The sequence below is a fragment of the Mesorhizobium sp. M7A.F.Ca.US.014.04.1.1 genome (assembly GCF_003998745.1).
Taxonomy (GTDB): domain Bacteria; phylum Pseudomonadota; class Alphaproteobacteria; order Rhizobiales; family Rhizobiaceae; genus Mesorhizobium; species Mesorhizobium ciceri.
Genome location: NZ_RZRW01000118.1, coordinates 1 through 12431 on the forward strand (window position 1 = coordinate 1; position 12431 = coordinate 12431).

Annotated in this window: 11 protein-coding genes and 1 pseudogene; 8 read left to right on the forward strand and 4 right to left on the reverse strand. The window is 63.3% G+C overall.

Annotation, left to right across the window (positions count from 1 at the left end):
- The 8 genes and pseudogenes from EOA22_RS10805 to EOA22_RS10840 form a co-directional block, all read left to right on the forward strand.
- A pseudogene (locus EOA22_RS10805) lies at window positions 1–750 on the forward strand (acetyl-CoA carboxylase biotin carboxylase subunit); the annotation flags it as partial.
- Between the two features lie 9 nt (window positions 751–759).
- The gene (locus tag EOA22_RS10810) at window positions 760–1635 is read left to right on the forward strand and encodes a carboxyltransferase domain-containing protein (protein WP_013533154.1); all 876 of its coding nucleotides are present in this window, start codon (window positions 760–762) and stop codon (window positions 1633–1635) included.
- Complete coding sequence (locus EOA22_RS10815) at window positions 1625–2596, forward strand: biotin-dependent carboxyltransferase family protein (RefSeq protein ID WP_063167471.1); 972 nt, start codon at window positions 1625–1627, stop codon at window positions 2594–2596. Before EOA22_RS10810 ends, EOA22_RS10815 begins: the two co-directional genes overlap by 11 nt.
- Window positions 2535–3596 (forward strand): ABC transporter ATP-binding protein, encoded by a 1062-nt coding sequence (locus EOA22_RS10820; RefSeq protein WP_244514266.1) that lies wholly within the window; start codon window positions 2535–2537, stop codon window positions 3594–3596. The genes EOA22_RS10815 and EOA22_RS10820 overlap by 62 nt, the downstream gene beginning before the upstream one ends.
- On the forward strand, window positions 3593–4327 hold the full coding sequence (locus EOA22_RS10825) for an ABC transporter ATP-binding protein (RefSeq protein ID WP_013533157.1): 735 nt from the start codon (window positions 3593–3595) through the stop codon (window positions 4325–4327). The genes EOA22_RS10820 and EOA22_RS10825 overlap by 4 nt, the downstream gene beginning before the upstream one ends.
- A gap of 1 nt (window position 4328) precedes the next feature.
- Complete coding sequence (locus tag EOA22_RS10830; protein WP_013533158.1) at window positions 4329–5234, forward strand: branched-chain amino acid ABC transporter permease; 906 nt, start codon at window positions 4329–4331, stop codon at window positions 5232–5234.
- Window positions 5235–5238: 4 nt separating this feature from the next.
- Complete coding sequence (locus EOA22_RS10835) at window positions 5239–6330, forward strand: branched-chain amino acid ABC transporter permease (RefSeq protein ID WP_063167470.1); 1092 nt, start codon at window positions 5239–5241, stop codon at window positions 6328–6330.
- Between the two features lie 42 nt (window positions 6331–6372).
- Window positions 6373–7566: an ABC transporter substrate-binding protein gene (locus EOA22_RS10840; RefSeq protein WP_013533160.1), complete on the forward strand. Its 1194-nt coding sequence runs from the start codon at window positions 6373–6375 to the stop codon at window positions 7564–7566.
- 109 nt (window positions 7567–7675) lie between these two features.
- Here the strand turns inward: EOA22_RS10840 and EOA22_RS10845 are convergent, their stop codons facing one another.
- The 4 genes from EOA22_RS10845 to EOA22_RS10860 all read right to left on the reverse strand — a co-directional run.
- Window positions 7676–8344, reverse strand: coding sequence for a nuclear transport factor 2 family protein (locus EOA22_RS10845; protein ID WP_063167469.1), 669 nt, complete (start codon window positions 8342–8344; stop codon window positions 7676–7678).
- Window positions 8341–9723 (reverse strand): aspartate aminotransferase family protein, encoded by a 1383-nt coding sequence (locus tag EOA22_RS10850; RefSeq protein WP_063167468.1) that lies wholly within the window; start codon window positions 9721–9723, stop codon window positions 8341–8343. The genes EOA22_RS10845 and EOA22_RS10850 overlap by 4 nt, the downstream gene beginning before the upstream one ends.
- Before the next feature lie 96 nt (window positions 9724–9819).
- Window positions 9820–10551, reverse strand: coding sequence for a LamB/YcsF family protein (locus EOA22_RS10855; protein WP_063167467.1), 732 nt, complete (start codon window positions 10549–10551; stop codon window positions 9820–9822).
- Between the two features lie 12 nt (window positions 10552–10563).
- On the reverse strand, window positions 10564–12431 hold a 1868-nt coding region (locus tag EOA22_RS10860; protein ID WP_127389966.1), incomplete at its 5' end, for a molybdopterin cofactor-binding domain-containing protein.

Genomic DNA, 12431 nt, shown 5'->3' on the forward strand with positions numbered 1-12431 from the left:
GGCCGCCATATCGAGGTGCAGGTGCTGGCAGACGGAAGCGATGCCATCCACTGCTACGAGCGGGAGTGCTCGCTGCAGCGGCGACGCCAGAAGGTTTGGGAGGAGGCGCCGTCGCGCGCACTTTCAGACAGGCTGCGCGAAGAGCTCTGCGCTTCAGCGGTCGCCTTGGCCAAGGCGGTCAAATACTCTGGTGCCGGCACGGTAGAGTATCTTTACGACGATGAAGCAGACCGCTTTTACTTCATCGAGATGAACACCCGTATCCAGGTCGAGCACCCGGTCACCGAAGCGATCACCGGCATCGACCTCGTTGCGGAGATGCTTCGCATCGCCGGCGGCGAGAAGCTGCGGATCCGGCAAAGCGATGTCTCCGTCAAAGGGCATGCGATCGAAGTCCGGCTCAATGCCGAAGACCCGGCGAAGGAGTTCGCTCCATTCCCCGGGCAGGTGGCCGAGCTTCGCATTCCCGGCGGTCCGGGCGTACGCTTCGATTCGATGCTCTATCAAGGCTATCAGGTGCCGCCCTTTTATGACTCGCTGCTTGCCAAGCTGATCGTGCATGCAGAGACGCGCGAGGCGGCGATAGTGCGCCTGATCCGCGCGCTCAACGAGTTGAAGATCGGCGGGCTCAAGACCACCAAGCCGCTGTTTCTTGCGCTGGCCGCCGATCCGGCGATGCGGGCGGGAGACGTGCATACCCGCTGGCTGGAAGGCTGGCTCATCGAAAACGCCGCAGCATTGGCGGGTTAAGGAGGACCGATGTCGATACGATTCAACTTCGGCGGTGACGAACATATCTTCGGCGAGGTGTCCGAAGAAATGTCGCTCACCTCCTTCTTTACCGGCCTTTCGATGACCAATGCGGTGCGTACGGCAGGCATCCGAGGCGTCACCGAGATCTGCCCAGCCAACGCCAGCTTCCAGATTCGCTTCAACCCCGACATCGTCAAGCCGCAGGATTTGCTCAGCGAACTGAAGTCGATGGAAGAGGCCGCCTCGAAGTCGGACCCGGTGCTGAAGACCCGGATCATCGAACTGCCGGTTTATTTCCAGGATCCATGGACGCGTGAAACCTGCCTGCGCTTCCGCGAGCGCCATCAGGACCCCTCCTCCACCGATCTTGAATATTCGGCACGCATCAACGGCTACGCCACGGTGGAAGAGTTTATCGAGGCCTATTCCGGCCAGCCCTGGTTCGTATCGATGGTCGGCTTCGTCGCCGGACTGCCCTTCCTGTACCAGATGGTTGAGCGCAAGAAACAGATTCAGGCGCCGAAATACTTGCGTCCACGCACCGACACTCCCAAGCTCACCATTGGCCATGGCGGCTGCTTTGCAGCGATCTATTCGGTACGCGGCGCTGGCGGCTACCAGATGTATGGCATAACCCCGGCCCCGATCTACGACCCGACCAGGAAGGTGCGCTACCTCGCCGATGACATGTGCCTGTTCAAGCCAGGCGATATCGTCAAGTTCAAGGCCATTGGCCGCGATGACTACGACGCCACGCTTGAGGAAATCGAAGCCAATCGGTGGCAGCCGACGGTTCGCGAGTGCACCTTCAGCCTGAAGGATTTCAACAGCGACATTTACGGCACCAATGCAAAGCTGATGGAGCTTATCAATGGCCGTTAAGGTAATCTCTCCCGGCCTCTCCACTTCCGTGCAGGACCTTGGCCGACCCGGCCACTATCATGTCGGCATTCCAGAAGGCGGCGGCATGGACCGCTTTGCGACACGCATCGCAAACCTGCTTGTCGGCAACGATCCGGGTGCCGCGGTGCTCGAAGCCACTTTCATGGGTCCCGAACTCGAATTCACCCAATCCGCGGTCGTCGCCGTCACAGGTGGAGAGCTCCCACCCAAACTCAATGGCGAGGAACGGTCGACGTGGGAAAGTTTTCCGGTGAAGGCCGGTGACCGACTTTCTTTCGGCTTCCTCAAGGGCGGCGCGCGCGCTTATCTGGCCGTCTCCGGCGGCATCGACGTACCCGTGGTTCTCGGTTCGCGCTCGACTTACATTCTGGGCGCGCTTGGCGGCCATCAGGGCCGCACGCTGAAAGCGGGCGATGAGCTTCCCCTCGGCGAAGGTTCCGGCAAAGCCGGTCTTTCACTGCCTGCAAATCTGCGCCGCGCGCGCAATAGTCCGGCGGAACTCAGAATGCTTCCCGGCATATACTGGCATCGGATCACTGAGGCTGCCGGCAATCGGTTCTTTGAGGAAACCTGGAAGGTCGCGCCCGAAGCCGACCGTATCGGCTATCGCTTCCGCGGCGGAACGCCGCTGGAATTCGTCGAGCGCGAGCAGCCTTTCGGTGCGGGCTCCGACCCCTCGAACATCGTCGATGCCTGCTATCCTTACGGATCCGTCCAGGTGCCGAGTGGCACTGAGCCGATCGTTCTTCACCGGGACGCGGTTTCGGGTGGCGGGTATATGATGCTGGGCGTGGTGATATCGGCCGACATGGACCTTATCGCCCAGCTCCAGCCGCACACCCCGGCGCGCTTCGTCCCGGTGACGCTGGAAGACGCGCTTGCCGCGCGAACCGAACAGCGCGCCGCGCTGGCGCGTGCTGAAGGGCATCTGGCCGGCTGACGTCAGCCGGGAATGCCGGCGGAGGAGCCGGAGGCGAGGAGATCGGCCGGCCAAAACCGACCGCGCGTGGCGGAAGACAAAATCCGGTGCGCGAAACGACAAGACGACGCCGGGCAACGGCGTGAATTTGGCACCCGAGCAGTCCGCTAGAGACCGCCGGAACCGACAGGGGAAGACATTTGCAACGTGGCTGGCCGCAAGGCCGGATGCTTCGCGCCTTTCCGTCGGTAGAAAGAAGGAAAGGGTCATGAGTCATCTGAGCGCGGAGAACGTCTCGGTATCGTTTGCGGGGCTGAAGGCCCTGTCATCGGTAGACCTCCAAATTACGCCCGGCCGCATCAGTGGCCTCATCGGCCCGAATGGCGCTGGCAAGACCACGCTCGTCAACGTGCTGACCGGCTTCCAGGCACCGACGGAAGGCACCATCAAGCTCGACGGGGAAGCACTCACGGGTCTCAAGCCGCATCAGGTCCGGCGGCGCGGCATTGCCCGCACCTTTCAGGGTGGGCGGCTCTTCCGCGACCTGCCTGTGTTGGACAATTTGGAAGTGACCGGCGTTGGCCTGGGAATGAGCCGGCGCGCTGCCATCGCCGAAGCGGAAGCGATGCTCGACTGGATAGGCATCGGTGCGCTGGGTACCCGCATCGCCGGAACGTTGCCATACACGGACGAGCGCCGCGTCGCCATTGGCCGCGCCCTGATGGGACGGCCCGCATACATCCTGCTCGACGAGCCCGCGGCTGGCATGAGCGCACTGGAGGCGCGGGAGCTTTCCGCCCTGATAAGACACATCGCCAGCGATCTCGGCTGTGGTGTCCTGCTCATCGAGCACAATGTCGGGCTGGTGCTCGGCCTTTGCCAGCATATCGTCGTGCTCGATTCCGGAGCGATTATCGAGGAAGGACCGCCTGCCGCGATCCGCGACAGCGAGAAGGTGCGCCACGCCTATATGGGCACGGCCGCGAACACCGACCTGCCTGTGCTGGAGGCGATGGAATGAGCCTGCTCGCCCTTTCCGACATCACCATCCGCTACAGCCGTCTCACGGCGGTCCGCAATGTCTCCTTCTCCATGGACGAGGGAGAAATCCTGTTCATCACCGGCCCGAACGGAGCCGGGAAGTCTTCGCTGCTGCGCGCGATCGCCGGTGTTACGCCGGTGGCGGGCGGCCGGATCGACCTTGCAGGTCATGAGATCACCGGCCAGGCGCCGGAGAACATCGCCCGGCTCGGATTCTCCATGGTGCCGGAGGGGCGCGATGTCTTCGGCTCGCTGACGACCGAAGAGAACCTTCTGGTCGGAACCGGCATGCACGCCCGCGAACGCGGCTGGCGCAGCCGAGCGGCCGACGAACTCGAAGCCGTCTACGCAACCTTCCCGATGCTGAAAGAGAGGCGGCACGGGCAGGCGGGATTGCTGTCCGGCGGGCAGCAGCAAATGCTGGTCATCGGCCGCGCGCTGATGACCAATCCGCGGCTTGTAGCCATCGACGAGCCTTCACTGGGCCTCGCCCCCAACATCAACGACCAGGTCTACGAGCGGCTGATCGCGCTGCGTGCGCAGCGCCAGCTCACGCTCCTGATCGTTGAGCAGAGCTCGGCCCGGGCGATGATGGTGGGCGGGCGGATGATCCTGATGCGTGGCGGACAGATCGTGCTCGATGGCGACGCGCGGACGCTCGGCAATGGCGAGGCGATCCAGGCTGCCTATTTCGGCTACGAGGACAATTGAGATGCTTCAGATCCTGTTCGACGCACTCTCGCTTGGTTCGCTCTACGCGCTCGGGGCGCTCGGCATTGCCCTCATCTTCGGCGTCATGCGGCTCGTGAACTTCGCGCATGGCGACGTCATCGCCTTCTGCGTCTTCGCCCTGTTATGGCCGTCTACGGACGCAATGGCCATCGTCTTCGCCGGCCAATTGCCGTGGTACCTGCTGTTGCCATTCGTGCTCCTCTGCGGGGCCGGGCTGTCGGTGCTGTGCGAAATCGTCGTCTTCAGGCGGTTCCGTCAGGCAAATCCGGCAACCATGATGATCGCCTCCTTCGCGCTCGGTTTCGTCATTCGCTACTTCCTGCTCATGCTTTTCTCCAGTCGGCCGAAATCGATCTCGCTGCTGCCCGAACTGTCCCAGCCGGTGGAGATCCTTGGTGCCAGGCTTCCCCTCCTCCAGCTCATAACGATCGTGGCCACGATGGTCATCCTGATCGGCCTGACACTGTTCCTGCGTCAAACCCGCTTCGGCCTGGAGATGCGGGCGGCGGCCGAGAACTTCTCGATGGCCCGAATGCTGGGTGTGCGTGCGAACCGGGTTATCATGGGCGCGTTCGCCCTCTCCGGCGCGTTGGCCGCCGCCATTGCACTGATCTTTGGCGCCCAGACAGGCACGCTGGACATCCAGATGGGCGCCTCGATCATGTTGATGGCCTTCATCGCCACCGTCATTGGCGGCCTCGGCAGCCTCGGGGGAGCCGTGCTCGCCGGCTTCCTGCTGGGTGCCGCCTCGGTGATCATGCAAGTCATGCTGCCCATCGACGCCCGGCCATTCCGCGATGCCTTTGTCTATGGAGCGGTCATCCTCGTCCTCCTCTTCCGCCCACAGGGGCTTATTGCCGCGCGCGGCACCAAGGAAAGGATCTGATTTCATGGGTGTCGTCGCCTCCCTCACCAACTCTACCGCTGCCGGTGCCCCGGCTGCCGAGCGAAAGCCCGCCCGCTTCGCGCTTGCCCGCCGCACAATCCTGACACCGGTCCTGCTTTCTCTGCTGCTGCTGGCCATCGCGCTGATCACGGTGATGACCGGATCGCGGCCCTTCAACCAGACGGTGATCGACGTGTTCGTCCGTGTCATCCTCGTCGTGGGCCTATACATCTTTATCGGGAATTCGGGCGTTCTCAGCTTCGGGCATATCGGCTTCACCTGCCTTGGCGCCTACGCGGCCGCGTGGCTCACCATCAATCCGATGATGAAACGCGGTTCGCTGCCGGGACTGCCCGAATGGCTGCTGGCGACCCGATTGCCGTACTGGCAATCGGCTATGCTGGCAGCATTGTTCGCCGCCCTCGCCGCTCTCATCTTCGGGCGGGTGCTGATGCGATTATCGGGCATCGCGGCTTCGATCGCGACCTTCGCGATGCTCGCCATGATCAACACAATTTATTCCAACTGGGAGAGCGTGACCGGAGCGACCTCATCGGTCGTCGGCATTCCGATCGTACGCGTGATCTGGCCGTATCTCATCGGCGCCGTGGTCGCGATCTTCATCGCCTGGGCGCACGCGATCTCCCGGTCCGGCCTGGCCCTTCGTGCTGCCCGCGACGAGCCCACCGCCGCCGCGGCTTCCGGTATCGACATTCCCAGGGAAAGATTGGTGGCATTCGTCATATCAGGCGCGGTGATGGGGCTGGGCGGTGCGCTCATGGCTCATTCCATCGGCGTGGTCACACCCGACACATTCTATCTCGGTCTCACCTTCATCACCCTTTCCATGCTCGTCGTCGGCGGCATGGGCAGCCTGTCGGGGGGTGTGGTGGGTGTCGTCCTGCTGTCCGCCCTTATCCAGGCGCTGCGCTGGCTGGAGGCAGGCGTATCGCTCGGCGAGTCCACTTTCGCCCTCCCGAAAGGGGTTCAGGAAATAGCCCTCGGCGTCATCATGATCGTGATCCTCGCGCTTCGCCCATCCGGACTCATGGGCAACCGCGAGATCACCTTACCCCGCAGCAGTCGCAACAAGTGACCGGCGGCACAAGCCCGACCGGAAAACAAAAAGGAGACGTGCATGACATACAAAATGAGAATTGTCGCAACCGCTCTGGCCTCGATGTCCATCGCATACCCGGCCCTGGCCGATGACAAGACCATCGTCATCGGCTTCGCCACTGCGGAGTCGGGCTTCATGGAAGCCTATGACAAGCCTGCGCAGGAGGCGGCCTTGATCCGCATCGACGAGATCAATGCGGCTGGCGGTCTGCTTGGAAAGCAGATCAAGGTCGTCAAGGCCGACACCAAGTCCGACCGGGCCGAAGGCGCCAAGGCGGGCCTCTCCGTGCTCGACCAGGGCGCGGATCTCGTGGTCGTCTCGTGCGACTACGACTTCGGATCGCCGGCTGCGCTCGCGGCCGAGGACGCGGGCCGTATCTCCTTCTTCCTGTGCGCGGAATCGGTCAAGGCCGGTATCCAGGGTGTCGGCCCGCACAGCTTCTCCGCGTCGGTGCTGGCGCCCGTGCAGGGCGCGACCATGGCCGAGTGGGCATTCAAGGAAAAAGGCGCAAAGGACTTCTACCGTCTGCTCGATACCTGGACGGCCTACAACAAGGGCATCTGCGACGGCTTCGACTGGATGATGCCGAAGCTCGAAGCCCAGGGCGCGAAGCTTGTCGGTGAAGACACCTTCAAGAACGAGGACGCCTCCATCGCCGCGCAGATCACCCGCATCAAGTCTCTGCCGAAGGAGCCGGATGCGATCATGCTTTGCACAATGATGCCGGGCGCTGTTTCGGCCATCAAGCAGCTTCGTGCCGCGGGCATCAACTCCATGATCCTGAATGGCTCGGGCGTCGACGGTAGCTATTGGCTATCCGCTGTGCCCGATCTGACGAACTTCTACGTCCCCGTTCAGGGATCGATCTATGGCGACGATCCCAATCCGGAAGTGCTGAAGTTCAATGCCACCTACAAGGCGAAGACAGGCGCCGATCCCTCGAGCCAGTATGTCTTTCCGGGTTACGTCATGGTCGACGTCTGGGCCAAGGCGGTGGAGCGTGCAGGCACGACCGATGCCGACGCCGTCGTCGCGGAACTGGAGAAGATGAAGAACGAGCCGACGCTGTTCGGGCCTCGTACCTTCACGCCGGAACTGCATCACCAGAACCAGACGCGGTACCTGATCGTCGAGACCAAGGCCGGCAAGCCGGGTGTTGTAGGCAACTGGACGATTTCCGAGCCGGTACCGATGGAAGCCTTGCTCAAGTAAGAAGATGGGCCGGGTAAGCCCGGCCCTTTCGTAGGATCTTGCCTTTGGACAAAAAACGAGGGCGGCCCGCTTGGACCGCCCTTCGTCGCCCGATGAATTCAGATTTTCGCTACCCTCGCGCTTTGCGGTAGGAATCCTTGAGCGCTATGAGCTCCCCCGAGAAAGCGAAGATATCGCAGCCGTCGACTTCGATTTGCTGCCCCGCTGCCGTGGTGCCGACGAAGCGCCATGATGAAAGCCCGGTGTCGCCCGTCACGACGTGCCGTCCCCTGGTCCACGCGGCCTTCGGGAAAGCATCGAACAGCGCTGCATAGGCGGCGCGCACGGCGTCACGCCCCATATGCTTGCGCCCTTCGGCATCGGGTCCGGCCGAGCCGTGGAAAGCGCAATTCTCAGCCATGCAGTCCATCAGCGCGCCCACATCGCGAGCGTTCCAGGCAGCGAGGAACCGGTCAAGCACGGCGAGCCGCCTGGCTGCGAGATCGCCGGCCTCAACGACCTCGACCTCCAGGAAGGCCAGCGGCGCATCGCCGGCATTGATGATGTTGTGGGCCACACCCGTCCGCCGCGAATAGGGCACCCCTTGAGTGAGGGCGGCTTGCGACTGCGCGCCGTCCGGGCCTTCGAGACCGAGCTTGCCGTCCGTAAGCGGCACGATGACGTAGTCATGGCCATGGATGTGCCAGCCGGTCTCGGCCCCGGCGGCAAAGCGCCATTCGGTGACCCGAAAGCGTTCGTCGTCGATATGGACGACCGGTTCGGCTTTCATGCGGGTCATTCAAGTCCCTCCTTGGCAACCGCACCGGTCAGGCGCTCAAGCGTCCGGCCCATGCGCGTCATGATTTCTTTCACATCGTCTTCTGTCGAGATCATCGGCGGGCAGAGCGCGAGCTGATCGCCGATGGCGCGGAAGATGAGGCCTTCCTCGTGGCCGAAGCCTGCTGCGATACCCCCTGCGCGCCCAACCTTGACGAAGGGGCGTTTCGTCGCCTTGTCTGCCACCAGCTCAACGGCGCCGATAAGACCGGTGCCCCGCGCTTCGCCGACAAGCGGGTGATCGGCAAATGAGCGGATGCCGGCCTGGAACGACGTCTCGAGGCGGGCCGCGTTTCCGATCAGGTCCCGCTCCTCGAAGATGGCCAGGTTTTCGAGACCCACTGCCGTCGCGACCGGATGACCTGACGCCGTGAAGCCGTGGCCGAAATTGCCGATCGTGGCGGTGTTGTCGGCGATCGCCTGATAGATCGCATCGGAGAAAATGACGGCGGCAAGCGGCATATAAGACGACGTGATTTGCTTGGAGACCGTCATGATATCAGGCGTGAAGCCGTATTTCTGAGCGCCGAAGGGCGTACCAAGCCGCCCGAAACCACAGATCACCTCGTCCGCTATCAGAATGATATCATTTGCCCGGCAGATTTTCTCCACGCCTTCCCAGTACCCGACCGGCGGTGGCAGAACGCCGCCGGCTGCCATGAGCGGCTCTCCTATGAAGGCTGCGATGGTGTCAGCCCCTTCTTCGGCGATCACCGCTTCCAGCTCGGCGAGCAGGCGCGCCGTGAAGGCGGCTTCGTCTTCGCCTGCCATGCCGAAGCGATAGAAGTGCGGGCAGGTCAGGTGGCGAACGGGAATGGCCGGCAGATCGAAGTCGCGATGGTTGACCGGCAAGCCTGTCAGGCTGCCGGAGGCGACGGTGATGCCGTGATAGCCCTTGGTCCGTGCCAGGAATTTCTTCTTTTTTGGCCGGCCCAGCGCGTTGTTCATGAACCACATCATCTTGACGATGGTGTCGTTGGCTTCCGAGCCCGACGACGTGAAGAAGACACGCGTCAGGTTTTCCGGCGTCATCTCCACGAGTTTCTCCGCGAGCCGGATGGATGGCTCATGCGCCTTGGAGGAGAAGGTGTGGTAGTAGGGCAGCTTCAGCATTTGCTGATAGGCAGCGTCGGCCAACCGCTTTTCCGAAAAGCCGACGCCCACCGACCAGAGCCCGGCCAGCCCTTCGATGTATTCCTTGCCGCGTTCGTCATACACACGGATGCCGTCGCCGCGGCTGATGATCAGCGGCCCGGTTTCTTCGTGCTGACGCAGGTTGGTGTAGGGGTGCATGGTGGTGGCGATGTCGGCGGCGGCGAGAGAGTTGGAAAGCGCATCCATGGAAGTCCTCAGCGGCTTGGAGAAATGGTTCGGGCAGTGAGTTCGAGATAGTCCTCGAGTCCCTTGCGTGGAGCTTTCACGATTCGGGAGAATGAATCATGGCAGGCCGTTGGAATGAGTGTCGATGATCCGCCGCATCAGCGCGGCGACGTCGCGCGCATTCGGCGGATCGGAGTGGATGCAGACGGTGTCGAAGTCGACCGGGCGGATCGTGCCGTCTGTCGTGACGAGTTCGCCTCGAGTAAGCGCCCCCATCATGCGGTGCTCGGCAAGCGTCAGGTCGATGGCCGACTGGACGCGCGGGATGATCAGGCTGCCGCCGGGAGCGTAGGCAAGATCGGGAAAGAACTCGCCCACGAAGGCAACGCCGAGTTCGGCTGCCGCCGTCTCGTGACAGGTTCCCGCCATGCCGAAGAGAGGGACGCCGAACGGCTTGACCGCCGCGGCAATTGCCCGGGCAGTGTCGACGTCGTGCGCGGCCATGCCGTAAATGATGCCATGCGGCTTGACATGGCTGAGTTGCCCGCCCTCGGCGGCCAGCATCCCTGTCAGAGCACCGATTTGATAGAGGAAGGCAGCTGTCAGTTCCTCCGGCTGAAGTCTCATTTCGCGCCGGCCGAACCCCTCACGATCGGGAAGGGAGGGATGCGCGCCGACCCGCTTGCCATGCGAAAGGGCGAGCCGCACGGTCTTCAGCATCGTCCATGGATCGGAGGCGTGGAAGCCGCAGGCGATGTTGGCGCAATCGATATGAGGCATGATGCCGGCATCGTCACCGAAGCGCCAGTTGCCGTAGCTTTCGCCCATGTCGCAGTTCAGGGTGACCATGGTTTACTTGCCTCAGCCCAGAGTGTTCAACGCCCAGCCGGGGGCGATGTGCGGGAATTCCGGCGGTGGTTCGCGCTCATGCAGCAGTCGAAGCACGCGCGGCGGCGTCAGTGGCAGCTGCCGCACCGGCTTGCCGATGGCGCGTGCCACAGCGCAGCCGATCGCCGCGCCCACCGCCAGGATCGGGACCTCGCCCGCACCCTTGGTGCCTAGAGGCCCCATCGACGGCGCGCCCTCGTAAAGGTCGGCGGCGACCGGAACCACATCCTGCGCCAGCGGCAGGCGATAAGTCTCGAAATCGTCCTGCGCGATGCATCCGTCGGCGGTGAGCGTCACCTCCTCGTGCAACGCATAGCCGAGCCCCTGTACCACGCCGCCCTGTATCTGGCCCAGGATGGCGCGCGGGTTGAGCGCGCGGCCGACATCTTGAACTACGCGATAGGCCAGCACCTCGACATGGCCGGTGTCCGGATCAACCGCCACCTCGGCCTCGTGAACGACGAAGACGGGAATGTCGAGCGCATCGATGAAATGCCCCATCGCGCAGCCGGACATTGCCGGAGTGTTCCTGGCGGCAAAGGCCCCGCTTCCGGTGATCGGGCCAGTGGTTGCCTGTGCATGGGCGACGACAGCGGGGATCGACATGCCGGAACCGGGACGTCCCGTGATCTCGACACGACCGTCCCGCAGCACCAGGTCTTCCGGTCGGGTCTGGAGCATCTCGCCGGCGGTCCGAAGCAGCTTCTCCCGCACTTCCGCGCAGGCGGCGATGCTCGCGGCACCAATGGACACGGTGGTGCGCCCACCGCCAACGCCGACATCGAGACCGGCGGCATCCGTATCGGCTTCGCGCACGATCACCTGGTCGGGAGCAAGCCCGAGCTGCCCAGCCACGATCTGCGGCAGGGATTGCACCATCGTGCCGGATCCGATCTCCACACCCGAGGTGACCAGCGTTGCGCTGCCGTCGGCGTTCAAATTCACCGTCGCCGCCGAAGGCCCGACGAAAACGAACCATGTGCCGACCGTGGTCGCAATTCCATAGAGCCTGCCGTCGGCCTCGGCCTCTGATGTACCGGTGCTGGCGCGCAGTGTCTCCATGCGATCGAGCATCGGACCCAGCACGTCGGCCTCGAAAACCTGCCCCGTGGCACCGAGATCGCCATCTCCCAGGACATTTTTCTTCCGGAACTCCATTGGGTCGAAGCCTAGCGCATCGCAGATTTCGTCGGTGTGTCGCTCCAACGCGAAGGTGTTGTAGACGCCGTTGCAAGCTCGGAAAGCGCCGTTGGGTGGTGTGTTGGTGTATACGGCGCGGCTGACGAGCCGCGTTGCGCCAACCCTGTAATTGCCGCCCAGCGTGTGCGCCGTCATCGTTGTCAGGAAAACCTGTTCGCCGCCATACGCGCCGCAGTCCATCAGCACGACCGCCTCGCGTCCGGCGATGTATCCTTCGGCGGTGACAGCGGAGCGAATGCGGATTTCCGCATTCTCGCGGCAGAGGCAGGTTGCCATCTCTTCCTGCCGGGTGTTTTCCAGGACCACCGTGCGCCCGGTCATCCGCGCCAGAAGTGCCGTGATCGGCTCGATGGACGCATCGAATTTCAGGCCGAACCCGCCTCCGACAGGCGGCACGGTGACCCGCACACGCCCGGGCGCAAGCTGCATGACCCTTCCGGTGACGTTGCGAACTGTCCAAGGCACCTGCGTCGAGGTCTGGATGTGAGCACGGCCGTCCTCCCAGGAGCCGATGGCAACGCGCGGTTCGAAAGGCCCATGGCTCTGCCGGCCGACGGTGAAGCTGCTCTCGACAATGCGTATGTCGGGACGGGCGAAGGCCGCATCGACGTCGCCGCGGCTGGATTTTGCCTCCCATGCGA

Coding starts and splice junctions, on each gene's coding strand:
- EOA22_RS10835 (WP_063167470.1), top strand. CDS start 5,239: ATGGGTGTCGTCGCCTCCCTCACCAACTCTACCGCTGCCGGTGCCCCG.
- EOA22_RS10850 (WP_063167468.1), bottom strand. CDS start 9,723: ATGGATGCGCTTTCCAACTCTCTCGCCGCCGCCGACATCGCCACCACC.
- EOA22_RS10855 (WP_063167467.1), bottom strand. CDS start 10,551: ATGGTCACCCTGAACTGCGACATGGGCGAAAGCTACGGCAACTGGCGC.
- EOA22_RS10840 (WP_013533160.1), top strand. CDS start 6,373: ATGACATACAAAATGAGAATTGTCGCAACCGCTCTGGCCTCGATGTCC.
- EOA22_RS10810 (WP_013533154.1), top strand. CDS start 760: ATGTCGATACGATTCAACTTCGGCGGTGACGAACATATCTTCGGCGAG.
- EOA22_RS10815 (WP_063167471.1), top strand. CDS start 1,625: ATGGCCGTTAAGGTAATCTCTCCCGGCCTCTCCACTTCCGTGCAGGAC.
- EOA22_RS10830 (WP_013533158.1), top strand. CDS start 4,329: ATGCTTCAGATCCTGTTCGACGCACTCTCGCTTGGTTCGCTCTACGCG.
- EOA22_RS10825 (WP_013533157.1), top strand. CDS start 3,593: ATGAGCCTGCTCGCCCTTTCCGACATCACCATCCGCTACAGCCGTCTC.
- EOA22_RS10845 (WP_063167469.1), bottom strand. CDS start 8,344: ATGACCCGCATGAAAGCCGAACCGGTCGTCCATATCGACGACGAACGC.